19 protein-coding genes and 4 tRNA genes are annotated in these 25,061 nt (G+C 61.1%); 1 reads left to right on the forward strand and 22 read right to left on the reverse strand.

The window, feature by feature from the left end:
• Positions 1–350 precede the first annotated feature (350 nt).
• Positions 351–427 (reverse strand) — tRNA-Val (locus AB4N47_RS13675).
• A gap of 183 nt (positions 428–610) precedes the next feature.
• Between AB4N47_RS13675 and AB4N47_RS13680 the strand changes: the two genes are divergently transcribed.
• Positions 611–1,894: an NAD(P)/FAD-dependent oxidoreductase gene (locus AB4N47_RS13680; protein ID WP_341637930.1), complete on the forward strand. Its 1,284-nt coding sequence runs from the start codon at positions 611–613 to the stop codon at positions 1,892–1,894.
• Positions 1,895–2,022: 128 nt separating this feature from the next.
• Here the strand turns inward: AB4N47_RS13680 and AB4N47_RS13685 are convergent, their stop codons facing one another.
• The 21 genes from AB4N47_RS13685 to AB4N47_RS13785 all read right to left on the reverse strand — a co-directional run bounded on the left by AB4N47_RS13685 (position 2,023) and on the right by AB4N47_RS13785 (position 24,999).
• Positions 2,023–2,994, reverse strand: a complete 972-nt coding sequence (locus tag AB4N47_RS13685) for an XdhC family protein (RefSeq protein ID WP_123443188.1) — start codon at positions 2,992–2,994, stop codon at positions 2,023–2,025.
• Position 2,995: 1 nt separating this feature from the next.
• Positions 2,996–4,231, reverse strand: a complete 1,236-nt coding sequence (locus tag AB4N47_RS13690) for a c-type cytochrome (protein ID WP_341637931.1) — start codon at positions 4,229–4,231, stop codon at positions 2,996–2,998.
• Between the two features lie 2 nt (positions 4,232–4,233).
• A complete protein-coding gene (locus tag AB4N47_RS13695; protein WP_123443186.1) occupies positions 4,234–4,773 on the reverse strand; it encodes a (2Fe-2S)-binding protein in 540 nt (179 codons plus the stop codon).
• Positions 4,766–7,597, reverse strand: coding sequence for a xanthine dehydrogenase family protein molybdopterin-binding subunit (locus AB4N47_RS13700; protein WP_341637932.1), 2,832 nt, complete (start codon positions 7,595–7,597; stop codon positions 4,766–4,768). Before AB4N47_RS13700 ends, AB4N47_RS13695 begins: the two co-directional genes overlap by 8 nt.
• Before the next feature lie 477 nt (positions 7,598–8,074).
• A tRNA-Asp gene (locus AB4N47_RS13705) sits at positions 8,075–8,151 on the reverse strand.
• 93 nt (positions 8,152–8,244) lie between these two features.
• Positions 8,245–8,321, reverse strand: a tRNA-Asp gene (locus AB4N47_RS13710).
• A gap of 55 nt (positions 8,322–8,376) precedes the next feature.
• Positions 8,377–8,452 (reverse strand) — tRNA-Val (locus AB4N47_RS13715).
• 210 nt (positions 8,453–8,662) lie between these two features.
• Positions 8,663–9,439 (reverse strand): SDR family oxidoreductase, encoded by a 777-nt coding sequence (locus tag AB4N47_RS13720; RefSeq protein WP_071171659.1) that lies wholly within the window; start codon positions 9,437–9,439, stop codon positions 8,663–8,665.
• Entirely contained in the window at positions 9,436–10,647 is a 1,212-nt protein-coding gene (locus tag AB4N47_RS13725; protein WP_016773944.1) for an O-succinylhomoserine sulfhydrylase, read from the reverse strand. The genes AB4N47_RS13720 and AB4N47_RS13725 overlap by 4 nt, the downstream gene beginning before the upstream one ends.
• Positions 10,648–10,715: 68 nt before the next feature.
• Positions 10,716–12,221 (reverse strand): amidophosphoribosyltransferase, encoded by a 1,506-nt coding sequence (purF, locus tag AB4N47_RS13730; protein WP_016773943.1) that lies wholly within the window; start codon positions 12,219–12,221, stop codon positions 10,716–10,718.
• Between the two features lie 41 nt (positions 12,222–12,262).
• Positions 12,263–12,823: a CvpA family protein gene (locus AB4N47_RS13735; protein ID WP_016773942.1), complete on the reverse strand. Its 561-nt coding sequence runs from the start codon at positions 12,821–12,823 to the stop codon at positions 12,263–12,265.
• A gap of 98 nt (positions 12,824–12,921) precedes the next feature.
• Positions 12,922–13,584: an SPOR domain-containing protein gene (locus AB4N47_RS13740; RefSeq protein WP_024012393.1), complete on the reverse strand. Its 663-nt coding sequence runs from the start codon at positions 13,582–13,584 to the stop codon at positions 12,922–12,924.
• Positions 13,568–14,875 (reverse strand): bifunctional tetrahydrofolate synthase/dihydrofolate synthase, encoded by a 1,308-nt coding sequence (gene folC, locus AB4N47_RS13745; protein ID WP_341637933.1) that lies wholly within the window; start codon positions 14,873–14,875, stop codon positions 13,568–13,570. The genes AB4N47_RS13740 and folC overlap by 17 nt, the downstream gene beginning before the upstream one ends.
• The gene (accD, locus tag AB4N47_RS13750) at positions 14,872–15,792 is read right to left on the reverse strand and encodes an acetyl-CoA carboxylase, carboxyltransferase subunit beta (protein ID WP_016773939.1); all 921 of its coding nucleotides are present in this window, start codon (positions 15,790–15,792) and stop codon (positions 14,872–14,874) included. The genes folC and accD overlap by 4 nt, the downstream gene beginning before the upstream one ends.
• A 199-nt stretch (positions 15,793–15,991) precedes the next feature.
• Complete coding sequence (locus AB4N47_RS13755; RefSeq protein WP_341637934.1) at positions 15,992–16,624, reverse strand: phosphoribosylanthranilate isomerase; 633 nt, start codon at positions 16,622–16,624, stop codon at positions 15,992–15,994.
• Between the two features lie 64 nt (positions 16,625–16,688).
• A complete protein-coding gene (gene truA, locus AB4N47_RS13760) occupies positions 16,689–17,513 on the reverse strand; it encodes a tRNA pseudouridine(38-40) synthase TruA (protein WP_016773937.1) in 825 nt (274 codons plus the stop codon).
• A 268-nt stretch (positions 17,514–17,781) separates the two neighbouring features.
• A complete protein-coding gene (locus AB4N47_RS13765; RefSeq protein ID WP_341637935.1) occupies positions 17,782–20,448 on the reverse strand; it encodes a FimV/HubP family polar landmark protein in 2,667 nt (888 codons plus the stop codon).
• A 209-nt stretch (positions 20,449–20,657) separates the two neighbouring features.
• Positions 20,658–21,668, reverse strand: a complete 1,011-nt coding sequence (locus tag AB4N47_RS13770) for an aspartate-semialdehyde dehydrogenase (RefSeq protein ID WP_122506453.1) — start codon at positions 21,666–21,668, stop codon at positions 20,658–20,660.
• Positions 21,669–21,915: 247 nt separating this feature from the next.
• A complete protein-coding gene (asd, locus tag AB4N47_RS13775) occupies positions 21,916–23,028 on the reverse strand; it encodes an aspartate-semialdehyde dehydrogenase (protein ID WP_186532610.1) in 1,113 nt (370 codons plus the stop codon).
• Between the two features lie 66 nt (positions 23,029–23,094).
• Entirely contained in the window at positions 23,095–24,177 is a 1,083-nt protein-coding gene (gene leuB, locus AB4N47_RS13780) for a 3-isopropylmalate dehydrogenase (RefSeq protein ID WP_016773933.1), read from the reverse strand.
• 54 nt (positions 24,178–24,231) lie between these two features.
• On the reverse strand, positions 24,232–24,999 hold the full coding sequence (locus AB4N47_RS13785; RefSeq protein WP_341637936.1) for a class I SAM-dependent methyltransferase: 768 nt from the start codon (positions 24,997–24,999) through the stop codon (positions 24,232–24,234).
• Positions 25,000–25,061: the final 62 nt, after the last annotated feature.

Consider the following 25,061-nt stretch of genomic DNA (forward strand, 5'->3'; position numbering starts at 1 on the left):
AAAAATCCCAAGCAGCTGATGGAAGCTTGGGATTTAAAAATGCATAAACCGTGGTGGTGAACGCGGAACGGATGTTACTTAAATTCCCAACATGCAACAAGGCTTTTTCGATAACCGGTTGGAGAAAAAGAGCTGTAAGCCTTTGGATATTCAGGTGTTTTCAACAACGAAATGGAAGAAGAATGCACCAAAATGGCGCTTGATCATTTTGCGCAAACAGTAATGAATGGAGAGCTGATCAGAGCGAAGCGGAAAGGACCGGGAACAAGCGTTGCGCAAATCGAAGACAACAAAAAAGGGCTCACCTTTCGGTGAGCCCTTCCAGACCGCCCAGCAGAGCGGATTTTGTTTGGTAGGCGCGATTGGACTCGAACCAACGACCCCCACCATGTCAAGGTGGTGCTCTAACCAACTGAGCTACGTGCCTGCTGTGAGGCGGCATTCTACGGAATTCCGGAGGGGTGTCAACACCTTTTTTTCACCTAACCCTATGAATATGCAAAATATTTAATTTCGCCTCAGCGACGAAGAGTTTCCGGTGGCTGGCGGAGGTTTTTCAACTCGGGTAGGATCGACGCACTCGTAAAATATATTAAACAGAGGCGGCAGGATGGCGAACACCCAATACCCAGAGTCTTATTACGCTGCGTCGGCCAATGCCGTACCACCACGCCCTGTGCTGCAGGATGATGTGGAGACGGACGTCTGTGTGATCGGCGCCGGGTATACCGGGCTGTCGTCCGCCCTGTTCCTGTTGGAGAACGGTTTTCGCGTAACCGTGCTGGAAGCGGCGAAAGTCGGTTTTGGCGCCTCGGGCCGAAACGGCGGGCAGATCGTCAACAGCTATAGCCGCGACATCGACGTCATTGAACGCACGGTCGGCCCCAAGCAGGCGCAACTGCTCGGCGAAATGGCCTTTGAAGGCGGCCGGATCATTCGCGAGCGCGTGGCCAGATACAACATCCAGTGCGACCTGAAGGACGGCGGTGTATTCGCCGCCCTTTCCGCCAAACAAATGGGGCACCTGGAATCGCAAAAGCGCCTGTGGGAACGCTTCGGCCACACCCAGCTGGAATTGATGGATCAACGCCGCATTCGTGAAGTGGTGGGTTGCGATCAGTACGTCGGTGGCATGCTCGATATGAGCGGCGGCCACATCCATCCGCTGAATCTGGCGCTCGGAGAAGCGGCGGCAGTCGAGTCTCTCGGCGGCACCATCTATGAGCAATCACCTGCCGTGCGCATCGAGCGCGGCGCCAATCCGGTTGTGCATACGCCGCAGGGCAAGGTCAGGGCCAGGTTCATCATCGTCGCCGGCAACGCCTACCTCGGTAATCTGGTACCGGAACTGGCGGCCAAATCGATGCCGTGCGGCACTCAAGTGATCACTACCGAGCCACTGGGCGATGAGCTGGCGAAGGCGCTATTGCCGCAGGATTACTGCGTAGAGGACTGCAACTATCTGCTCGACTACTATCGCCTGACCGCCGACAAGCGCTTGATCTTCGGTGGCGGCGTGGTTTACGGCGCTCGCGATCCGGCGAACATCGAAGCGATCATCCGCCCGAAGATGCTCAAGGCTTTCCCGCAACTCAAGGACGTGAAGATCGACTACGCCTGGACCGGCAACTTCCTGCTGACCCTTTCGCGCTTGCCGCAGGTCGGGCGCCTGGGCGACAACATCTATTACTCGCAGGGCTGCAGCGGTCACGGCGTCACCTACACGCACCTGGCGGGCAAGATCCTCGCCGAAGCGTTGCGTGGTCAGGCCGAGCGCTTCGATGCCTTTGCCGACCTGCCGCACTATCCCTTCCCCGGAGGGCAATTGCTGCGCACACCGTTTGCCGCGCTGGGCGCCTGGTATTACGGGCTGCGCGATAAGTACGGCCTATAAACACCATTGTGGCGAGGGGATTTATCCCCGTTGGGGGTGCGAAACGCCCCCTCTTGAGCAGGAGGGGACTGCTGCGCAGTCCAACGGGGATAAATCCCCTCGCCACAGTAGATCAGCAAGGCTTAGGATCAGAGCTGATCCCGAGCGATCCCGCTGCGAATGCGCAGGATATCCGCCAGCACCGCCAGCGCAATTTCCGCCGGTGTCTTGCTGCCGAGGTTGAGGCCGATCGGCGCATGAACCCGCGCCAGCTCTGCCTCACTCAAGCCACCAATGCGGCGTAAGCGCTCGAAGCGTTTCTGCGACGTCTGCTGCGATCCCATCACACCGATGTAAAACGCCTCGGTGCGCACCGCTTCCATCATCGCCAGATCGTCGATGCGCGGATCATGGGTCAACGCCACTACCGCCGTATCGCGATGACAACCACCGTCGGCAATGAACACCGAAGGCAACTGTCGACGGATTTCCACGCTATTGAGCACCACGCCTTCAAGCACTTCATCACGCGGATCGCAGAGAATCACTTCGAAGCCAAGCCCTACCGCGAACTCGGCACAGGCCTGCGCCACACTTGAGTAGCCAGCGAGCAACAAGCGCTGTGCTGCACCGACACGAATGCGCACCCGATCAATCTCACGCTCGATCCGTGCACCCTGCTCGCGATCAGCAAACAGAGTGCGCGCACCGCTGGCCAGATCAACTTCGCGAAGCAGACGACGCTGACCCAGCAGCGCCGATTCCAGTTCACGCAGGTGCGCCTGCACCGCGCAGTCGGCGTCAAGTTTCTCAACCAGCACATCAAGAATGCCGCCGCAAGGCAGACTGACCCGCGAGCGCGGATCATCGCCTTCGCCGTAACGCACGACGCTTACCGCTTCGAGAAACGCACCTTCGGCGACGCGCTCAAGGAAATCCTCCTCGACGCAACCGCCCGATAGCGAACCGATCCACTGCCCGCCTTCGTTCACCGCGAGCAGCGAACCCGGCGCGCGCGGTGCCGAGCCGTAAGTGGTCAGCACCGTGCACAGCCAGATTCGCTGCCCGGCCACCGACCATTCCAGCGCCCGACGCACCACTTGCAGATCGAGATGCTGCATATCAGTGCGCCTTGTGCTCGACGCTCGGTGCGTCGGATTGCAGCTTCTGCACTTCGCTCACCGCCAGTTCAGCGCCCTGCCCGCCCCAACCCTGACGCAGGTAGTTGAGCAGATCAGTCAATTGCTCAGGACTGAGCTTTTCAGCAAAACCCGGCATCGGCTGCATGTGCTCGAACCCGGAGAACTTCTGTTCGCCGATGCCGTCCTCGATCACTCGCAACAGATTGCGCGGATCTTCCAGACGCAACGTCGTGTTGCCACGCATGGCCACTGCAATGTGCGGTTTGCCTTCACCGCCAGCCCCGTGACAACCGGCGCAGACGTTCAGATATTCCTGACGGCCGCGCTGGGCACTCGCGCTGAGCTTGTCCAGCGGTACTTCGACGAGCTCTTGGGCTGGTGGCGGTTGCTCGCCAAGGAGGAACGTCGCCATTGCCGCCAGGTCAGCATCGCTCAGACCTTGAGTGCTGTTGTGAAACACCGGGAACATTTCGTTGAACATCGTTCCTTGCGCGCTCATGCCATGCTTGAGAAACGTGCTCAGATCCTGCTGATTCCAGCCGCGCGCGGCCAGGTCGGTGGCCAGCAGGCTCGGCGCCAGATAACCATTGAGAATGCCGCCGGTCATGCGCTTGTCCATTTGCATCGCGCCGGGCAGGCCGCGTGGCGTATGGCATTCGCCGCAGTGACCGAGAACGTCGACCATGTACTGGCCGCGCTTCCACGCCTCACTTTTGCCCTCGGCCGACTCCAGCTTGACGTCTTTGCCGTAGAGCATGTTCCAGCCGGTCAGGCCCAGACGCACATTGAACGGAAAGCTCAGGCTGGTCACTGGCGCGGCGCGTTCGATCGGCTCGATGGTTTTCAGATACGCGTGAATTGCATCGGAGTCGGCGCGCGGCATCAGGTGATACGAGGTGTACGGCATCGCTGGATACAGATTCGCACCGTCGCGCCGTTTGCCTTCGGTCAGCGCAGCGAAGAACTCGTCATCGTTGTACAGACCGATGCCGTGCTCTTTGCTCGGGGTGATGTTGGTGCCGTAGATCGTGCCGAATGGCGAGACGATCGGCAGGCCGCCGGCATAAGGCGCGCCACCCGGTGCGGTGTGGCAGGCCATGCAGTCGGCAGCGCGGGCGAGGTATTCGCCGCGCTTGATCTGATCGTCGGCGTGGGCCGCCAAAAGCGGCGCAGCCAGTCCGACCGCGAAAGCCAGGCGGGTCAGTAAACGCTTCATGCTCAACCCTCCTTGACCAGACCAAGATCGGTCAGCACGTTGCGCGTGGCGTTGTAATAACGCACGTACCCGGTGCAGCGGCAGACGTGATGGCCGAGGCTGTCCTCGATCACCTGCTCCAGCTTGCTGTGTACGGTTGGCTGACGCTGCAGCTTCTCCACCAGCACGGTGGCAGCGTTGACGAAGCCTGGCGCGCAGTAGCTGCACTGGAAGGCGAACTCGTCGACAAAGCGCTGCTGGATCGGATTGAGCTCGGTGACCTGGCCCTGCTCGTCGCGAGTGGCATGGCCTTCGATGGTGCGAACTTTCTTGCCCTCGAAGTAATGCGCACCGGTGATGCAGGTGCGCACTTCCTCGCTGGTGCCGTCGGGGTTATCGACGATCACCACACAGGCGTGGCAGATCCCCTGACCGCAGCCCAGCCGCGAGCCGGTGAGGTTTTTGTATTCGTGCAGGTAGTCGATCATCGGCAGGTCATCAGGGATGTCCACCGGGCCGACGGATTGACCATTGAGGGTCAGTTGAAGCGGACGGTTAGCCATTGAGGGCCTCCTTGATGCGCGCAGCGGTGATAGGCAAGTCACGAACACGTTTACCGATGGCGTGCGCCACGGCGTTACCGATGGCACCGACAATCGGGATCATCACCACTTCGGCGATGCCCTTGGACGGATCGCTCGGCGACAGCGGCGGCAGGATCTCCGCGGTCTGCTTCCACACCGCAACGTGACGCGCCATCGGCAGGCGGTAACGGTTGAAGTTCCAGTCACCCTCCCCCGGCCCGCCTTCGTACAACGGCATCTCTTCCATCAGCGCATGACCAATACCCATGGCGATACCGCCTTCGAGCTGGCCCTTGACCAACTCTTCAACCAGCACCCGACCACACTCGATCCACGAATGGTGGTTGAGCACCTCGACTTCCGCCGAGCCTTTATTGACCTTCAACTCGACCAGCGTCGCGACCGGGCTGTAATAGGTCACGGCAGCATTGTTCAACTGCACTACCGGGTAGTTGACGTTCTGCCGATCAAGCAAGTGGAAGCCGGCGCTGTTCATCTGCGCTTTCTTCGCTTGCGGCGCGCCATCGCCATATTTCACCGCCAGACCGTCGAGCGGCAGACGCTCGCGCACGCCGTCGATGCTGTATTCAGCCTCGGCCCAGCTCCAGCGGTTGAAACCGTGCACCGTGGCGCCTGTCACCAGACCGCGTTCATGGGCGCGCTTGGCCAGCTCTTCGAAGCTCAGCGGTTGCATGCCGTTGGCGGTCAGCTTGCCGTCGACCCAATGCGCATCTTCGCGGCGCACTACGTAAGGGTTGGCCTGGCCGCCGTACGGACCCTGGCGCCAGATCTCCAGCGCCGCCGGCCACAAACCGTGGTTGAACAGCACGCGCGCCGCTTCACGGGTTGCATGGCTGAAGTAATAAGCGGAATTGGTCGCCGAAGACGCCGAGGCCAGCTTGCCGACCCAGCGCGGGTTGCGCAGCAGATTGTCCTGCTCGGCCTGACTCATGATGTAAGGGTTGCCGCTGGTGATCAGCTGCATTTCCTGCCATTCGGTTTCGCCGGTCTTCACCTCGTGCGCCGGGCTGCCGAGGAAATCGGCAACGACCAAGGCTTGCGAAGTGGACATGCCGGTACCGATTTCGATACCGATGTGGCGCAGGGTAATGCGCCCGTCTGCGGTGAATTCGATGCTGGCCATCGGCGCTTCGGAGCCGGTGCCGAAGTCTTTCTGGCAGATGGCGAAACCGACGCCGTACCAGTTATCCGGGTCTGCCGCTTCACGTTGCTGCTTGATCGTGTCGCGATTTTTCCAGACTTCGTGCACCGAGGCCTTGTCGAGAATTTCGTGCAGGCGCAGTGCACCGGCCGGGATTGCGCCCTGGGTGTTTTTCATGCCGGAACGCAGGGCATTCCTGCGGCGCAAATCGATGGCGTCGACACCCAGGCGATTGGCGATCTCGTCGACCATCATTTCGGTCGCCGCCATGCTTTGCAGAGTGCCGTAACCGCGCATCGAACCCGCCTCGACCGCGCGCGAGTGATAGGCGGTGACCTGCAGATCGTTCTGCGGCATGTAGTAGATCGACTGCGCAGCCGTGGCGCCAACCGCCGCCACCGATGGGCTGTAGTTGACCCGACCGCCGCCGTCGACGCTCATTTCCGCGCGGAAAATCTTGAAGGTGTAGTCGTTCTTGTCCACGGCCAACTGGTAGCGGATGTCGAACGGGTGACGCTTGATGCCGCTCTGGAACTGCTCGTAGCGGTCGTTGGCCAGACGCACCGGCACACCGGCGCCGTACAGCGCGGCCAAGGCTGCGTAGTAGACGAAAATGTTGTGGTCTTTGGAGCCATAGCCGACGGTATAGCCCGGGTGCATGTTCAGATTGGACAAGCCGAAACGCGACGGCCCGATCATCTTCGCGGTCTCGGTCGCGACTTCCAGCGGGCACTGCGTCGCCACGACGAAATGCAGGGTTTTGGTTTTCGGGTCGTACCAGCCGTTGCCGTTGTCCGGCTCGAGGGCGGCCGGTTCGATCGACGGCGTCTTGTAGCGCTCATCGAACACCAGCCAGTTGTCTGGCGGCGTGTCGATTTCCTGCTTCATGCGGTCGGCGTAGAACAGGCCGCGCTCGGTGAGGTTGCCATGCAGGTTCGGCGATGCATTCCAGACTGGACGGCGGTTCTTCAGCATCGGGAACAGGATCGAATCCTTGAGGCTGGCGAACTCGTCTTCGTCCGCCGAAGTCGCGCCGCCGACGCGCACGTAGCGGAAGCTGCCGTAGGGGTCGCCTTCGTAGAACGGCACCTTGGCGCCGTAACGAATCGCTTTGTCATTGAATTTGAGTTGATTCTTGGCCTGACGGAAACGCTCGAAGTCGTTCCAGATCAGAATCGCTACCGGGTGACCGATGAACATCGGCACTTTGCCTTCCGGCAGCAATGGATCAGGCGCGTGCTCTTCGGGGAAGACGATACCGTCCTTGTCCAGATCGGCAGCGGTAACGATGCGGTCCGGCTGCAGATCAGCGCCGAGCCACGACAGGTCGTAGCCTGCGTAGATGCGGTCGGCCTTGATGGTTTTCAGCAGCATGGCGTGGCCTTGTTGCTCAGGCCAGCCAGGCATGTCCTTGGCGCGGATGTCGCGGGCAAACACCTTGCTGCCGCAGACCTTGGACAAGGCATCGTTACGTTGCCGCGCCTTGCCGTTATTGCCGAGCCATTTCTCGGACGGCACGGTGACGCTGTTTTCCATCAAGGCAGCCAGCGCCTGACTGCTGAGCGGCGTAAGCGTAACGCTCACACCCGCCACCAGCCCGCCCTGGAGGAACGAGCGCCGGGATATTTCACGGTTGGACATGGATCATCCTCTGGGCGGTTATAGGTCCGCCCTTGTGGTTATCTACTGGGGATCTCGAGTCGTGCAGAAGCTCTTTCTGGCGAAGCAAAGAGCTGTGTTGACAGTGCAAAGCTGACCGAAAGGTTAACTTTAAAGGTTTCTGCGCCCACAGCAAACAACCAGTTACAAAAACCTGACTAAATAATCAAAAAAATCAATGCGACGTGGCACCGCAGTAGGCTTGCAGAGATTCTTGCAGGAGCTGTCGAGTGAGACGAGGCTGCGATCTTTTGATCTGGATTTTTTAAGAGCAAGATCAAAAGATCGCAGCGTGCCGCAGCTCCTACAGGACGATTTGCGCAGGAGTTCGAGAGGGGAATAACCAAATTTCAGACACAAAAAACCCCGGTCTTTCGACCAGGGTCTTTGCTATCGATCCGATTCAGCCGATGGCTGGTTTCGGCGCTTCAAGGCGTTCAGTGGTCCTTGAAACAGATATGGCGCAGCGGACGGGACTCGAACCCGCGACCCCCGGCGTGACAGGCCGGTATTCTAACCGACTGAACTACCGCTGCGTATCGCTTTGAGCTTGCGCTCAAGTAACTCGTTTTGATTACCGGCTTCGGTGCCTGGTAATCGCGAACCAGATCAATCTGACTCGTAAAATATGGCGCAGCGGACGGGACTCGAACCCGCGACCCCCGGCGTGACAGGCCGGTATTCTAACCGACTGAACTACCGCTGCGCGTCGGTGCAGGCACTTTCAGCCTACTCTCTTGCTTGCGCAAGCTTCTCGGGAGTGGTGGGTGATGACGGGATCGAACCGCCGACATTCTGCTTGTAAGGCAGACGCTCTCCCAGCTGAGCTAATCACCCGTTTGCATCTCCGAGGCCGCGAAATTTACGCAGGTGGCGAAGCTAAGTCAATAGCAGGATTGGAGTTTTTTTCAAAAACGGCTTCAAGCTTCAAGCTTCAAGCTTCAAGCTTCAAGCTTCAAGCTTCAAGCTTCAAGAAAAGGATGATCACCTAAAGCAGGCACACCAGCGTCTTGCTTTAACTTGAAGCTTGAAGCTCGAAGCTGCCTTTCACTGCTCGTAGATCATCTTCTTGGTCATGCCGCCGTCGACGACGAATTCCTGGCCGGTGACAAACCCGGCATTCCTCGACAGCAACCACGCCACCATCGCCGCCACGTCCTCGACAGTCCCTACCCTGCCCGCCGGATGCTGAGCATGATCGGCATCGGCCAAAGGTTCGGCGCGACGCACCGAGGGATCACGGGCATCAATCCAGCCCGGACTGACTGCGTTCACGCGGATTTCCGGCCCGAGGCTGATCGCCAGTGCGTGAGTGAGCGCCAACAGCCCGCCCTTGCTCGCAGCGTAGGCCTCGGAGTCCGCCTCCGACTGTCGCGCGCGGGTCGAGGCCAGATTGACGATCGAACCGTTGTGCGCGCGCAGATACGGCGCACAGTGCTTGGCCAGCAACATCGGCCCGCTCAGATTCACCGCCAGCACCCGATTCCAATACGCCAGATCGAGGCTTTCCAAGGTGATGTTGTGCGGATCGGCGACCGCCGCGTTGCAGACCAATGCATCAAGGCGACCAAACTGCCCCAATACCTCGGCCACGCCCAGCGCGACCTGATTTTCGTCGGCGACGTCCATGGCGATGAACCAGGCGTTCTCGCCCAGCACCTTCGCCACTTTCGAACCACGCACCCGATCAAGATCGGTCAGCACCACCTGCCAGCCTTCGCTGATCAGCCAAGCGGCGATTCCGAGGCCAATACCGCGCGCAGCCCCGGTGACCAGCGCCACGCGGCCATGGGTGTTGGCCGCGGGTGTGGACAACTCGATCACAATGCCGCCAGACCGCGCGCCAGGTCAGCTTGCAGGTCAGCCACATCTTCCAGACCGACCGCAACGCGGATCAGACTGTCACGAATGCCTGCCGCTTCACGCTCCTGTGGCGCCAGACGGCCGTGGGAGGTGGTGCTTGGATGGGTGATCGTGGTTTTGCTGTCGCCAAGGTTGGCGGTGATCGAAATCAACCGCGTGGCATCGATAAAGCGCCAGGCGCCTTCTTTGCCGCCCTTGACCTCGAAGCTGACCACCGCACCAAAACCCTTCTGCTGGCGCTGGGCCAACTCGTGCTGCGGATGGCTCTTGAGGCCGGCGTAATGGACTTTCTCGATGCCGTCCTGCTGCTCCAGCCATTCGGCCAGCGCCTGAGCGTTGGCGCAATGCGCCTTCATGCGCAGGTTGAGGGTCTCGAGGCCTTTAAGGAAGATCCACGCGTTGAACGGGCTGAGGGTCGGCCCGGCGGTCCGCAGGAAACCCACCACTTCTTTCATCTGCTCACCGCGACCGGCGACAACGCCGCCCATGCAGCGGCCCTGACCGTCGATGAACTTGGTCGCCGAGTGCACGACAATATCCGCGCCAAGCTTCAGCGGCTGCTGCAACGCCGGGGTGCAGAAGCAGTTGTCGACCACCAGCTGCGCGCCCTTGGCATGAGCGATTTCAGCCAGCGCGGCGATATCCACCAGCTCGGCCAACGGGTTGGACGGCGACTCGACAAAGAGCAGTTTGGTGTTGGACTTGATCGCCGCATCCCAGGCCGACAGATCGGCCAGCGGTACGTAATCGACTTCGACACCGAAGCGCTTGAAATACTTCTCGAAGAGGCTGATGGTCGAGCCGAACACGCTGCGCGATACCAGCACATGATCGCCAGCACTGCACAGGCTCATCACCACCGCCATGATCGCGGCCATGCCGGTGGCCGTGGCGACGGCCTGCTCGGCGCCTTCCAGCGCGGCGATGCGCTCTTCAAACGCACGCACGGTCGGGTTGGTGTAACGCGAATAGACGTTGCCCGGCACTTCGCCGGCAAACCGCGCCGCCGCATCGGCAGCGGTGCGGAACACGTAGCTGGAGGTGAAGAACATCGGGTCACCGTGTTCGCCTTCCGGCGTGCGGTGCTGACCGGCACGGACGGCCAGGGTATCGAACGCTACGCCTTCGAGGTCGCTGTCCAGCCGACCGGCATCCCATTCCTGACTCATGCTGCTCTCCTTTGTTCACGAACAATAAATATCAGATACAAAACCGGCCCCTCAGGGCCGGTGGAAACTCAGTTGTTGTACAGATCGATGATCGCACTGACTGCCTGGGTCTTGACCTTCGAGGCATCGTTGCGCGCCTGTTCGATCTTGTTCAGGTAAGCCTCGTCGACGTCACCGGTCACGTACTTGCCGTCGAACACCGCACAATCGAAGTGCTCGATCTTGATCTTGCCGCCACCGACCGCTTCGATCAAGTCAGGCAAGTCCTGATAGATCAGCCAGTCAGCGCCGATCAGATCGGCCACGTCCTGAGTCGAACGGTTGTGCGCGATCAGTTCGTGAGCGCTCGGCATGTCGATACCGTAGACGTTCGGGAAGCGCACCGCAGGTGCCGCCGAGCAGAAGTAGACGTTTTTCGCGCCGGCTTCGCGGGCCATCTGGATGATCTGCTTGCAAGTGGTGCCGCGCACGATCGAGTCATCGACCAGCATCACGTTCTTGCCACGGAATTCCAGCTCGATGGCGTTGAGCTTCTGGCGTACCGACTTCTTGCGTGCAGCCTGGCCCGGCATGATGAAGGTGCGGCCGATGTAACGGTTCTTGACGAAGCCTTCGCGGAATTTCACGCCAAGGTGATTGGCCAGTTCCAGCGCTGCGGTACGGCTGGTGTCCGGAATCGGGATGACCACGTCGATGTCGTGCTCAGGGCGCTCGCGCAGGATCTTCTCGGCAAGCTTCTCGCCCATGCGCAGACGTGCTTTGTACACCGACACGCCGTCGATGATCGAGTCCGGACGCGCCAGGTAGACGTGTTCGAAAATGCACGGGGTCAGCGACGGGTTGGTTGCGCACTGACGGGTGTGCAGCTTGCCATCTTCGGTGATGTATACCGCTTCGCCCGGCGCGAGGTCGCGAATCAGGGTGAAACCGAGCACGTCCAGGGAAACGCTTTCCGAGGCGATCATGTACTCGACGCCTTCGTCAGTGTGACGCTGGCCGAACACGATCGGGCGAATGCCGTGCGGGTCGCGGAAACCAACGATGCCGTAACCGGTGACCATCGCCACAACGGCGTAACCACCCACGCAGCGGTTGTGCACGTCGGTCACGGCGGCGAACACGTCTTCTTCGGTCGGCTGCAGCTTGCCGCGCTGGGCCAGCTCGTGGGCGAACACGTTGAGCAGCACTTCCGAGTCGGAACTGGTGTTGACGTGACGCAGGTCGGATTCGTAGATCTCTTTGGCCAACTGTTCAACGTTGGTCAGGTTACCGTTGTGCGCCAGGGTGATGCCGTACGGCGAGTTGACGTAGAACGGCTGGGCTTCGGCCGACGTCGAGCTGCCGGCAGTCGGGTAACGGACGTGGCCGATACCCATGTGGCCGACCAGACGCTGCATGTGACGCTGCTGGAACACGTCACGCACCAGGCCATTATCCTTGCGCAGGAACAACCGGCCATCATGGCTGGTCACGATACCGGCAGCGTCCTGGCCGCGGTGCTGGAGCACGGTTAGCGCGTCATACAGCGCCTGATTGACGTTCGACTTACCGACGATACCGACGATGCCACACATGCGACGCAACCCCTACTTAATGGATCTGAACTGAACAGCACTCACTGAGGCGTTTTCGCCGTCGGCAAGAGCTGCTCCTTGAACGGAATCTCAGCGGGTACGCTGATTCCGCTGGCAAGCCACTGACTGCTCCACCCGAGTATCAGGTTTTTGGACCAGTCGGCGACCAATAGAAACTTGGGCACGAGCTGTGATTCTTTCCACCACCCGTCCTGCTGTACCGGCCCCAGGCTCAACAGCCCGACCGCCACGACCACCAGCAACACGCCACGCGCTGCGCCGAAGGCCATGCCGAGGAATCGATCGGTCCCGGACAACCCGGTGACGCGAACCAACTCGCCGATAAGATAATTGATCATTGCGCCCACGATCAGTGTGGCGACAAACATGATGGCACAGCCCGCAATCACGCGAGCCGATGGGGTTTCGATGTATCCGGCGAGGTACTCGGACAGTGAGCCACCAAACATCCAGGCAACCGCTCCTGCGATGATCCAGGTCAGCAGCGATAAAGCTTCCTTTACGAAGCCGCGGCTCAGACTGATCAAAGCGGAGATGGCGATGATTGCAACGATCGCCCAGTCAACCCAGGTAAATGGCACAGTGCAGCCTACAGACGGATAAGGCGGCGCATTTTAGCAGAGCGCATGGCTGTCGGTAAGCTGCGATTGTCAGTGCTTTTCAATCGAGGTGATAGATTTCAGCCACGTTCAGGCTGAAAACGGACAACGAAGCCCTTGAGGTTCTGCTGACGACTCAGCAGATCACGCAGACGGTCGGCTTCGGCACGCTCGATCAGCGGACCGACGAACACCCGATTCTTGCCATCGGCCGAACGAATGTAGGCGTTATAACCCTGGCTGCGCAGGTTCTTCTGCAGGCTCTCGGCGCTGGCACGGCTCGACAGGCTGGCAAGTTGCACTGACCAGCTCACCGACAGACCGTTGGCATCGACGCGGCTCTGCGTGGTGTCAGGCTTGCTGGTTGCGGAGGTGATTGGCTGAGCCGGCGCCGGAATCGGCTTGGCCACCGGTGGCGGCGTTGCCGGGCGGGCAATCTGCGCCGGGATGGTCGGTGCCGGGGCGGCCGGAGCAGCAGCCGGAGCAGCAGGCACCACTTCTTCAGCGACCTCTTCGTCCGTTGGCACCGGCTCTTGTGGCAAAGCCTGGGGCTCAGGCACGGCGACCGGGTCCATTTGCACCTGCGGCATGGCCGAAGGCTGAGGCGCAGCCGGGGCCTCGACGGTCACCTGACGCTGCTCATCCTGACGGGAAAACAGCATCGGCAGGAAGATCACCGCCAGCGCCACCAGCACCAGCGCGCCAACCATGCGCTGCTTGTACGCTTTATCCAGCAAAGCCATTTGCCGCTTCCTCCGTGGAGCGCCGGGCCAGCCATTCAAGGGCCTCGGCGACACAATAAAATGATCCGAACAACAGAATCTCGTCGTCGCTGGTTGCCTCAGCGCACTGCCCTTCCAGAGCGGCCGCAACGCTGGCATAGGACGTAACCGAAGCACCAAGGTTCTGCAGCGCTGCCTCAAGCTCAGCTACGGGACGCGCACGCCGCGAATCCAGCGGCGCGACAGCCCAATGCGCGACACTAGCATTCAATTCGCCAGCAACACCATCGAGATCCTTGTCCGCCAGCAACCCGAACACCGCCAGACGCTTGCCAACCGGCGGCCGCGCAGCCAGACGTCGCGCGAGATATTCAGCGGCATGCGGATTGTGACCGACATCCAGCAACAGGTTCAGGCGCTTGCCGTTCCATTCGAACGCACGACGATCGAGGCGCCCGACCACGCGCGTCGCCTGCAACGCCGCGACAATCTGTTCGGCATTCCACGGCAAACCTGTCAGCAGATAGGCTTGCAGCGCCAGCGCGGCGTTTTCCATTGGCAGATCGAGCAGCGGCAAGTCGCGCAACTCGACCACTTGGCGTAGGGCATCGGTGCCGCGCCACTGCCAATGCTGCTCGGTGATGCCAAGATCGAAATCGCGTCCACGCAGGAAGAACGGGCAAGCCAGTTCGTGCGCCTTGTCGAGCAGTGGTTGCGGAGGATTCAGGTCGCCACACAGAGCAGGCTTGCCCTGGCGGAAAATTCCAGCCTTCTCGTAGGCTACGGATTCGCGGGTATCGCCCAGATAATCGGCGTGATCGACACCGATGCTGGTGACCAGCGCGATGTCGGCATCCACCACATTGACGGTATCCAGACGCCCGCCCAATCCCACTTCTAGCACCACAGCATCAAGCGCGGACTGTTGGAACAGCCAGAACGCCGCCAGGGTGCCCATTTCGAAGTAAGTCAGGGAAGTCTCGCCGCGGCCCGCCTCAACCGCAGCAAAGGCTTCGCACAGCTGGGCGTCAGTGGCTTCGACGCCATTGAGTTGCACCCGCTCGTTATAACGCAGCAGGTGCGGAGAATTGTAGACGCCAACGTTCAGGCCCTGCGCACGCAGCAAAGAAGCCACGAACGCGCAGGTCGAACCCTTGCCGTTTGTGCCGGTGACCGTGATCACCCGAGGCGCCGGCTGGCCCAGCCCCATGCGGGACGCTACCTGTTGCGAACGCTCCAGGCCCATGTCGATGGCCGACGGATGCAACTGCTCGAGGTAGGCGAGCCATTCACCAAGGGTGCGCTGGGTCATACGTTGGCAGGCACCGGCGGCACCACGATCGGCTCGATCGGCGCGGCGACGAATTTCGGCGTCGGCTTGCCGGTCATCTGTGCCAGCAGGTTACCCAGACGCGGGCGCAGTTCCTGACGGTGAATGATCATGTCGATTGCACCGTGCTCCAGCAGGAATTCGCTGCGCTGGAAGCCTTCCGGCAGTTTTTCGCGCACGGTCTGCTCGATTACCCGCGGACCGGCGAAGCCGATCAGGGCTTTCGGTTCGCCAACGATGACGTCACCGAGCATCGCCAGACTGGCGGAAACGCCGCCGTAGACCGGGTCGGTCAGTACGGAGATGAACGGAATGCCTTCTTCACGCAGGCGCGCCAGCACGGCCGAGGTCTTGGCCATCTGCATCAGCGAGATCAGCGCTTCCTGCATGCGCGCGCCACCGGAAGCGGCGAAGCAGATCATCGGGCAGCGGTTTTCCAGTGCGTAGTTGGCAGCGCGAACGAAGCGCTCACCGACGATGGCGCCCATGGAACCGCCCATGAAGTTGAATTCGAATGCCGAAACCACTACCGGCATGCCCAGCAGGGTACCGCTGACCGAGATCAGCGCATCTTTCTCGCCGGTCTGCTTCTGCGCAGCGACCAGGCGGTCCTTGTACTTCTTGCCGTCGCGGAATTTCAGACGGTCAACCGGCTCCAGGTCAGCACCCAGTTCATTGCGGCCTTCCGGGTCGAGGAAGATGTCGATGCGCGCACGTGCGCCGATGCGCATGTGGTGGTTGCACTTGGGGCAAACGTCCAGGGTCTTTTCCAGCTCCGGACGGTACAACACCGCCTCGCAGGATGGGCATTTGTGCCACAGACCTTCAGGCACCGAGCTCTTCTTGACCTCCGAGCGCATGATCGAAGGGATCAGTTTGTCTACTAACCAGTTGCTCATGCTTTCTTTCTCCAGTACCGGCGGCCCGAACGCTCTGGTTCGCAGCCCCGCGTATGCCCTTGAGCTAAATTCATGTGTGTGGCGATGGTTGATGAACAGTCGCGGTCAGCGCGAAACATGACCTGCGTACGATTCAGCAACCCTCAGCCGCGCCTGCTTTGTGCAAGTGCATTGATGGACGGCGGCAGACTGCCAGCCGTCACATCGACGATGTATTGCCGCGCACCGCGTTGATGAATGCGCGAATCTTGTGGTGATCCTTGATGCCTTTGCTCGCTTCTACCCCGCCGCTGACATCCACCGCGTAGGGCTTGACCCGCGCTACCGCATCAGCAACGTTCTCCGGCGTCAGGCCACCGGCCAGAATCAGCGGCTTGCTCAGCTGTTGCGGAATCAGTGACCAGTCAAACGCCTCGCCGGTTCCACCAGGCACCCCTTCGACATAGGTGTCGAGCAGTACGCCACTGGCGCCGGGGAAGGCATCGCAGGCAGCGGCAATGTCATCGCCAGCCTTGACCCGCAGCGCTTTGATGTACGGACGATGCCAGCCTTCGCACTCCTGCGCGCTTTCGTCGCCATGAAATTGCAGCAGATCAAGCGGCACCGCATCGAGGATTTCTCCCAGCTCGCAACGACTGGCATTGACGAACAGCCCCACGGTGGTGACGAACGGCGGCAACGCCTTGATGATCGCCCTTGCCTGCTGCACATTCACTGCACGCGGGCTCTTGGCGTAAAACACCAGACCAATCGCATCGGCGCCGGCTTCGACGGCGGCCAGCGCATCTTCGATGCGGGTAATGCCGCAGATCTTGCTGCGAACAGCTGACATGTCAGGAAAACCTCAAGGCAAAATCCGAAAACGTCCCGGATGGTAACAAAAGCGTCCGAGGGCGTCAGCCGTCAAGTTCGGAGAAACCCGTAAGGAAATGTGGCCCGATAAAGCGCTCGGGCAACGGGAATTCGTCGTGGTACTCGACCTGCACCAGATACAGCCCGTACGGATGCGCCGTCACCCCGCCGGAGCGACGCTCGCGACTCTCCAGCACTTCTTTCATCCACTCCACCGGGCGCTCACCGGCACCGATGGTCATCAGCACACCGGCAATATTGCGCACCATGTGATGCAGGAAGGCATTGGCACGAATGTCGAGCACGATCATCTTGCCGTGTCGGGTCACGCGCAGGTGATGCATCTTCTTGATCGGCGACTTGGCCTGGCACTGACCGGCGCGGAACGCGCTGAAATCGTGGGTACCGATCAGGTACTGCGCGGCCTCGGCCATGCGCTCGGCGTCGAGCGGGCGGTGATTCCAGGTGATTTCTTCGTTGAGGTGCGCCGGGCGAATCTGATCGTTGTAGATCACATAGCGATAACGCCGGGCGATGGCCTTGAAGCGCGCATGAAAATGCGCCGGCATGACCCTGGCCCAACTGACGCTGATGTCGTGAGGCAGATTGATGTTGGCGCCCATGACCCAGGCTTTCAGCGAGCGATCAACCTGGGTGTCAAAGTGCACCACTTGGCCGCAGGCATGCACGCCGGCATCGGTACGCCCGGCGCATTGCAGGGAAACCGGCGAATTGGCGACTTTCGACAGAGCTTTTTCAAGCTCTTCCTGCACCGTCGCCACACCGGTCAACTGACGCTGCCAGCCGCTGTAGCGCGAGCCTTTGTACTCAACGCCCAGCGCGACGCGGTAAAAGCCGTCGGGCGCCATTTCGGCGACCGGGTTATCTATGTTTGCCAAGGTGGGACAGCCTGCTGATTTTGCAAAGGCGGGCATTATAAGGCGGTGGGCCGGGGATGCCAGAGTTCTCTATCGGCAATACCGCCCTCTTCGCGAGCAGGCTCGCTGCCACATTTGCAATGCGTCCCCCCTGTGGGAGCGAGCCTGCTCGCGAAAGCAATCGATCAGACACCGCCGAATCCGGCACAAACAAAAACGGCAGCCCCACCGGGCTGCCGCTTGTTGTTTACCGCTGAACTTACACCAGGTTGGAAAGCATTTCCTTGGCCTCGCCACGCTGCTTCTCGTCACCCTCGGTCAACACTTCGTTGAGGATGTCGCGCGCACCATCGGCGTCGCCCATGTCGATGTAGGCCTGGGCCAGATCGAGTTTGGTCGCCGCTTCGTCGGTGCCGGCGAGGAAGTCGAAATCGTCTTCGCCCAGATCGTCACCCATCGCCGCGTCCGCTTCGGTGAAGCTCGGCTCGGCCATGCTTTGCGACAGGCGATCCAGCTCGGCATTGACGTCGTCCAGCTCGGCCGCGAAGGCATCCGGCTCAGCAGCCGGGTTGCTGTCCATTTCGTCCGCCAGCGACAGGTCGAAATCGGCTGGCAGCTCCAGATCGTCCTGCGGCACGTCAGCGACAACCGGCGTCTCGACCGGCGGCAAGTCCTTCACGCCGTCGTCCAGATCCAGCAGGAAGTCATCTTCAGCCAACGTGGCCGGCGATGGTTCGGCGCCGAGATCCATATCCAGATCGAAGTCCGACAGATCGTCGAGATTGTCTTTCATCTCGGTCTGCTCTTGCAGCACCGAAGCGAAGCTCAGATCGTCTTCGGCCGGAAACGCGTCGAGCTCGACAGGCGCTTCTGGCTCGACCGCTGGCGCAGGATCGACCGGGGTGATGTTGTCGAGGTCGTCCAGACTCAAATCGAATGCGGTGTCGAGGTCGTCAGCGGCGGTCTCGGGCGCTTGCGGCTCGTCTTGCAGCAGTTCCTTGACGTACTGTGCGTCCAGCTCGGCAGCGACGGCGGCAGCCGCCAGCCCACCGGCAGCAACCACGGCCATGGCCGGGAAGCGGCTTTTCAGTGCTTCGACCTTGGCGAAGTTATCGCCATTAGCCACCAGTTGACGCTCTTGCGCAACGAACGCATCGCGATCGCCCTGCTGGCCGTAGACTTCCATCAGCTTCAGGCGCAGATCGCTGCGTTCCGGCTCAAGGCTGACGCCCTCTTCCAGCAGCGCGGCGGCTTGATTGAGGCGACCGGCATTGATGTGCGATTGCGCTTTGTCGAGCACATCATCCGATCGCTCGCCGGCCGGAGCCACCAGAGGTGCGGCAATCGGCGCAGCCATCACCACCGGAGTGACGACCGGTGCAGGGGCTGGCGCAGGTGCCGGAGCTGGCGTATTGAGTTTGACGCTGGCTGCCGGGGTTTCCAGGCCAGAGAAGCTGCTTTCCGGCAGTTCCTGCTCAGCGGAGAACTCTTGCTCTTCAGCCAGAGCGCGGGCCATGCGCAGGTGCTTTTCGGCCTCCTGCTGGGCTTTGCGACGGCGCGCCAGCAGCAACAATAGAAGCAGGAGAACCACCGCACCGCCGCCGATCAGGCCGAGCAGGATCGGATTGGTCAGCAGTTCATTGAAGGCTTTGTCGTCATCGGCGGCAGCAGGCGGCGTGGTTTCAACCACTGGCTCGACGACCGGCTCAACCGGGGATTCCGCTGGCGGCGCGATGGCCGACTCTGGAGTCGGTGAAGCCGCTGCGGCGTCGGCCGGGGTGGCTGGCGGGGTCGCCGCCAGTTCGGCAGTGATCGCCGGCACCGGCGGTACAGCAGCAGTGGCGCCAGGCGCAGCGCCGGCACCAGCGCCGTCGGCTTGCATCTTCGCCAGTTGATTGTTCTTCAGCTCGATCAGCTTTTGCAGCTTGTCCAACTGGCTCTGCAGATCCGCCATGCGGCTTTTCAGTTCCTCATTGTCACGACGGGTCGTGTCGAGGTTTTCCTGAGTGATTGCCAGTTTGTTGCTCAGCGCCTTGGCGTCGCCGGCCGGGCCTTTTGCGCCGGGCTTGGCGCTTTCCGCCGAGACGAGGCTCAGATTGTCCTGAGCGTTGGCCGCTGTACCGGTATTGCCACGACCGCGATTGGTTGCATCCAACTGCTGCTGACCGGTGCCAGGCTTGGCCACGTAACGACGGCCCTGACGCCACGCTTCGTTCTGCGCCGCCACTTCAGCGATGGCTGCCGACTGCGGCAGCGCCGTGCTTTGTACCGGATCGGGCAGACGCAGCACCTGGCCGGTTTTCAGACGGTTGATGTTGCCGTCGATAAAGGCATTCGGATTGAGCGCCTGAATCGCCAGCATGGTCTGCTGCACCGAGCCACCGTTGCGCGCCTTCGCGGCGATTTCCCACAGGGTGTCGCGCGGCGTGGTGGTGTATTGATTGCGATGGGTGGCGCCAGTGGTTGGCGCAGTGATGGTCTGCGACGGCGCCGGCTGCGCGGCGGCGTCTGCGGTCTGCGGCGAGAACTTCGACGGATCGAGCAGCACGCTGTAATCACGCAGCAGGCGGCCATTGGGCCACATCACCTGCACGAGGAACTTCACCATCGGTTCCGACAGCGGTTGGCTCGAGGTCACGCGCAACACGCTTTTGCCGCTGGCGTTGAGTACCGGGGTGAACGTCAGATCATTGAGAAAGGCCTGCCGATCGACGCCAGCCTTGGCGAAGTCTTCAGGGGAAGCCAGGCTCGGCACCACCTCGGCGGCGGTGAGATCCTTGACGTCGAGCAGCTCGATTTCAGCCACCAACGGCTGGTTCAGGGTCGACTTCAGGGTCAGCTCCCCGAGCCCGAGGGCATGCGCCATACCGGAGGACAGCGCCGAGGCGGCCGCTATTGCTAACACCAGTTTGCGAACTTGAACCATAGCCTCATCCTTTGTTTGAACGTTCCTCGGCCAGCGAGAAGCTTTTGAATACCGCTGCCGTAAGGCATTGCGCGCGACGACGGGGGTCGCCGCGCGCGATCATTTCTGTGCTGCCCCGGGAAGTCCCGGAGGGTGACTCGTCATCGACGCGCTTCGGGCAAGCATAGCGCTCACCTAGAATCAGTCGACAAATTGTTGCCAAGTATCTTTTACAGCAGGTCTTTTATCAACAACTCAGCCAGTTGCACGGCATTGAGCGCCGCGCCTTTGCGTACGTTATCTGACGTCAGCCAAAGATTTAGTTCCGCCGGGTCGTCGACACCACTGCGCACGCGGCCGACATAGACCACGTCCTGCCCCACCGCATCGCCGACCGCGGTCGGATAATCGCCGGCCTCGACCAGCTCGATGCCCGGTGCAGCCTCGAGCGCGGCGTTGACTTTTTCCAGGTCAACAGCGCTGCCTGACTGCAAGGTCACGCTAAAGCTATCGCCAAAAAACACCGGGGCTTGAACGCAAGTGGCAGAAATCTTCAATAAAGGTTTTGCCAGCACCTGCCGCAGCTCTCGAACCAATCGTTTTTCCAGCAGCGTGTGGCCCTGCGCATCAGGCGTACCGACTTGTGCCAGCAGGTTGAAGGCCATCTGCCGATCGAAGAACGTAGGCTCCAGCGGGCGCATGTTCAGCAGCTCGGCGGTCTGCCGCGCGAGCTCGGTGACCGCTTCGCGACCTTGCGCAGAAACGGCCAGGTTGGCGGTGACGTTGACGTATTGCAGATCGAGCAGATCGAGCAACGGCGCCAGCACCACGGCAAGCGTAGTGGCCGACGGGCTTGGGCTGCTGACCTGGAACGGGCTTTTCAGACTGGCGAGAATATCGGCATTGGCCTCGGGCACCACTTGTGGCGCCTGATCCGCAGGCAGCGCGCCGGACAGGTCGATCAACGAGCAACCGGCAGCATGGGCGCGAGCGGCGTAGCTCAGCGACACCGCAGCGCCAGCGGCGAAGAACACCAGTCTGACTTTGCTGAAATCGAACTCGTCGACCTCGCGCACACGGACGTTTTTGTTGCGGAACAGCACCGAGCTGCCGGCCGATTCACTGCTGGCCAGCAGGTGCAGGTTGCCGACCGGAAAGTCGCGCTCTTCGAGAATCTGTACGAGGGTTTCGCCGACAGTACCGGTGGCGCCGATAACGGCGATATCGAAAGTCTGGGTCATGGAGCTACCTCTGGCAAAACGGGGGGAGCGGCACTTTACCGGGTGGGTGGCGCACAGGCAATTTCTGCCCGTACCGATCGTTCCCACGCTCTGCGTGGGAATGTCTCAACGGACGCTCCGCGTTCTGCTTTGGAAGGGACGCAGAGCGTCCCGGGATGCATTCCCACGCGGAGCATGGGAACGATCATTGCGCATAAAAAAACCCGCACCTCTCACAAGGCACGGGCTTCTTCATTGCTTCAAGCGATCAACGCTCCAGCAGGATCCGCAGCATGCGGCGCAGCGGTTCGGCCGCACCCCACAGCAGCTGGTCGCCGACGGTGAAGGCGCCGACGAATTGCGAACCCATGTTCAGCTTGCGCAGACGACCGACCGGTACATTCAGGGTGCCGGTGACCTTGGTCGGGCTCAGCTCCTGCATGCTGATGTCGCGGTTGTTCGGCACCAGTTTGACCCAAGGGTTGTGCTGGCTGATCAGCCCTTCGATATCGGCGATCGGTACGTCTTTGTTCAGCTTGATGGTCAGCGCCTGGCTGTGGCAGCGCATGGCGCCGATGCGCACGCAGATGCCGTCGACCGGGATCGGGCTCTTGAAGCGACCGAGGATCTTGTTGGTCTCGGCCTGGGCCTTCCACTCTTCGCGGCTCTGGCCGTTCGGCAGTTCCTTGTCGATCCACGGGATCAGACTGCCGGCCAGTGGTACACCGAAGTTCTCGGTCGGGTACGCTTCGCTGCGCATGGCCTCGGCCACGCGACGGTCGATGTCGAGGATCGCGCTCGCCGGGTCGGCCAGTTGATCGGCGACAGCGGCGTGGGTCGCGCCCATCTGCTTGATCAGTTCACGCATGTTCTGCGCGCCGGCACCGGAAGCCGCCTGATAGGTCATGGCGCTCATCCACTCGACCAGACCGGCCTCGAACAGACCGCCCAGACCCATCAGCATCAGGCTGACGGTGCAGTTGCCGCCGATGTAATTCTTGGTGCCCGCGTCCAGTTGCTGGTCAATGACCTTGCGGTTGACCGGGTCAAGAATGATCACCGCGTCATCGTTCATGCGCAGGCTCGACGCCGCGTCGATCCAGTAACCCTGCCAGCCGGCTTCACGCAGCTTCGGGAATACTTCGCTGGTGTAGTCGCCGCCCTGGCAGGTCAGGATCACGTCGAGGGTCTTCAGCTCGTCAATGCTGTAAGCGTCCTTGAGCGGAGCAATGTCCTTGCCCACGGACGGGCCTTGGCCACCGACATTGGACGTGGTGAAAAACACCGGCTCGATAAGATCGAAATCCTGCTCTTCCAGCATCCGCTGCATGAGCACGGAACCGACCATCCCGCGCCAACCGATCAGACCTACACGTTTCATCGCAACTACACCTTCTTGAAAAGTGGGCCGCTGCTTTGTATTGAATTTCGCAGCGGGCCCGAGAGATTACAGATTCCGCAGCGCGGCGACTACTGCGTCGCCCATTTCCTGCGTACCGACTTTGGTACAACCGGCCGAGTGGATGTCGCCGGTGCGCAAGCCCTGATCGAGCACGACGCTGACGGCTTTTTCGATGGCATCAGCGGCGTCGTGCAGATTGAAGCTGTAACGCAGCATCATCGATACCGACAGGATCGTTGCCAACGGGTTGGCGATACCTTTACCGGCAATGTCCGGCGCCGAACCGTGGCAAGGCTCGTACATGCCCTTGTTGTTGGAGTCCAGCGAGGCCGACGGCAGCATGCCGATCGAGCCGGTGAGCATCGACGCTTCGTCGGAGAGGATGTCGCCGAACATGTTGTCGGTGACGATCACGTCGAACTGCTTGGGTGCGCGCACCAACTGCATGGCGGCGTTGTCGACGTACATGTGGCTCAGTTCGACTTCCGGGTAATCCTTGGCCACCTGCTCGACCACTTCACGCCACAACTGGCTGGATGCCAGGACGTTGGCCTTGTCCACCGAGCAGAGCTTCTTGCCACGAACCATGGCCATGTCGAAACCGACACGGGCGATGCGGCGGATTTCGCTTTCGCTGTACGGCAGGGTGTCGTAGGACTGACGCTCGCCATTGTCCAGCGTACGGGTACCACGCGGCGCGCCGAAGTAAATGCCGCCGGTCAGCTCACGGACGATGAGGATGTCCAGACCGGCAACGATTTCCGGTTTCAGGCTCGACGCGTCGGCCAGTTGCGGATAGAGGATCGCCGGGCGCAGGTTGCCGAACAGGCCCAGTTGCGCACGGATTTTCAGCAGACCGCGTTCAGGGCGGATATCACGCTCGATGGTGTCCCATTTCGGCCCACCGACAGCGCCCAGCAGCACGGCGTCGGCAGCGCGGGCGCGATCAAGGGTTTCGTCGGCCAGCGGCACGCCATGCTTGTCGATGGCCGCGCCACCGATCACGTCGTGGCTCAGCTCGAAGCCCAGGCTGTACTTGTCATTGGCCAATTCCAGCACCTTGACCGCTTCGGCCATGATTTCCGGACCAATACCGTCACCCGGGAGAATCAGAATCTGCTTGCTCATGCTTTCCTCGTGTCTTCAAGCGGTGCGCCAGTGAACGGCGCGCCGGGAAAATTCTTATCGCTCGGCCATCAGTACGATCACATCGGTACTGAACGAGCCGTCGGCATCAATTTCGAAATATTCACCCACTTCGTTGCCCATCGACTGCTGCAACTGGCGGATCGCCGCGCGCATCACTTCAGGTGTGCGCATGCGCTCGACCCAACTGCTGTACTCCAGACGCAGGCGCTGGCGGGTGGCACTGCGCACATGCAGTCCGGCCTCGCTGACCTGGCGCAGCCACTCGGCGGCGGAGTAGTCGCGCACGTGGCTGGTGTCGCGCAACACCTCAACGCTTTGCAGGTAAGTGTCGAACAACGGACTGCCCGGTGACAACACATCAACAAACGCTGCCACCCCGCCCGGCTTCAGCACCCGACGCACTTCGCGCAAGGCCAGACCGAGGTCGCTCCAGTGATGTGCCGAGTACCGGCTGAACACAAAATCGAACTCGCCATCGGCGAACGGCAAGCGCTCGGCAGCGCCGTTGACGGTAATGATGTTGCTCAAGCCGCGATCGACGGCAGCGCCGGCAACCACATCAAGCATTTGCTGCGACAGGTCGTAAGCCACCACCTCCCTGACCAGCGGCGCCACATGAAAGCTGACATGACCGGCGCCACACCCCAGATCCAGCACCCGCGCACCACCCTGCCCGGCCAGTTCAGCCTGTAGCAGCGCGAATTCGCTGCCTTGGGCGTGAACCGCGCTGCTCAGGTAAGCGGCGGCCTGTTCGCCGAATTGCTTCTGGACGACCTGGGTGTGCTGGGCGGTGCTGGTCATGGATCACATCCTGTAAGCAGTGTTATTTGAAATACATTCCCTGTGGGAGCGAGCCTGCTCGC

Source organism: Pseudomonas sp. S3_G06 (genome assembly GCF_054667565.1).

What these genes read in the sequence shown, in the direction of transcription:
- AB4N47_RS13680 (WP_341637930.1), top strand. Translation starts at nt 611, where the DNA reads ATGGCGAACACCCAATACCCAGAGTCTTATTACGCTGCGTCGGCCAAT.
- AB4N47_RS13685 (WP_123443188.1), bottom strand. Translation starts at nt 2,994, where the DNA reads ATGCAGCATCTCGATCTGCAAGTGGTGCGTCGGGCGCTGGAATGGTCG.
- AB4N47_RS13690 (WP_341637931.1), bottom strand. Translation starts at nt 4,231, where the DNA reads ATGAAGCGTTTACTGACCCGCCTGGCTTTCGCGGTCGGACTGGCTGCG.
- AB4N47_RS13695 (WP_123443186.1), bottom strand. Translation starts at nt 4,773, where the DNA reads ATGGCTAACCGTCCGCTTCAACTGACCCTCAATGGTCAATCCGTCGGC.
- AB4N47_RS13700 (WP_341637932.1), bottom strand. Translation starts at nt 7,597, where the DNA reads ATGTCCAACCGTGAAATATCCCGGCGCTCGTTCCTCCAGGGCGGGCTG.
- AB4N47_RS13725 (WP_016773944.1), bottom strand. Translation starts at nt 10,647, where the DNA reads ATGAGTCAGGAATGGGATGCCGGTCGGCTGGACAGCGACCTCGAAGGC.
- purF (WP_016773943.1), bottom strand. Translation starts at nt 12,221, where the DNA reads ATGTGTGGCATCGTCGGTATCGTCGGTAAGTCGAACGTCAATCAGGCG.
- AB4N47_RS13740 (WP_024012393.1), bottom strand. Translation starts at nt 13,584, where the DNA reads ATGGCTTTGCTGGATAAAGCGTACAAGCAGCGCATGGTTGGCGCGCTG.
- folC (WP_341637933.1), bottom strand. Translation starts at nt 14,875, where the DNA reads ATGACCCAGCGCACCCTTGGTGAATGGCTCGCCTACCTCGAGCAGTTG.
- accD (WP_016773939.1), bottom strand. Translation starts at nt 15,792, where the DNA reads ATGAGCAACTGGTTAGTAGACAAACTGATCCCTTCGATCATGCGCTCG.
- AB4N47_RS13755 (WP_341637934.1), bottom strand. Translation starts at nt 16,624, where the DNA reads ATGTCAGCTGTTCGCAGCAAGATCTGCGGCATTACCCGCATCGAAGAT.
- truA (WP_016773937.1), bottom strand. Translation starts at nt 17,513, where the DNA reads ATGGCGCCCGACGGCTTTTACCGCGTCGCGCTGGGCGTTGAGTACAAA.
- AB4N47_RS13765 (WP_341637935.1), bottom strand. Translation starts at nt 20,448, where the DNA reads ATGGTTCAAGTTCGCAAACTGGTGTTAGCAATAGCGGCCGCCTCGGCG.
- AB4N47_RS13770 (WP_122506453.1), bottom strand. Translation starts at nt 21,668, where the DNA reads ATGACCCAGACTTTCGATATCGCCGTTATCGGCGCCACCGGTACTGTC.
- asd (WP_186532610.1), bottom strand. Translation starts at nt 23,028, where the DNA reads ATGAAACGTGTAGGTCTGATCGGTTGGCGCGGGATGGTCGGTTCCGTG.
- leuB (WP_016773933.1), bottom strand. Translation starts at nt 24,177, where the DNA reads ATGAGCAAGCAGATTCTGATTCTCCCGGGTGACGGTATTGGTCCGGAA.
- AB4N47_RS13785 (WP_341637936.1), bottom strand. Translation starts at nt 24,999, where the DNA reads ATGACCAGCACCGCCCAGCACACCCAGGTCGTCCAGAAGCAATTCGGC.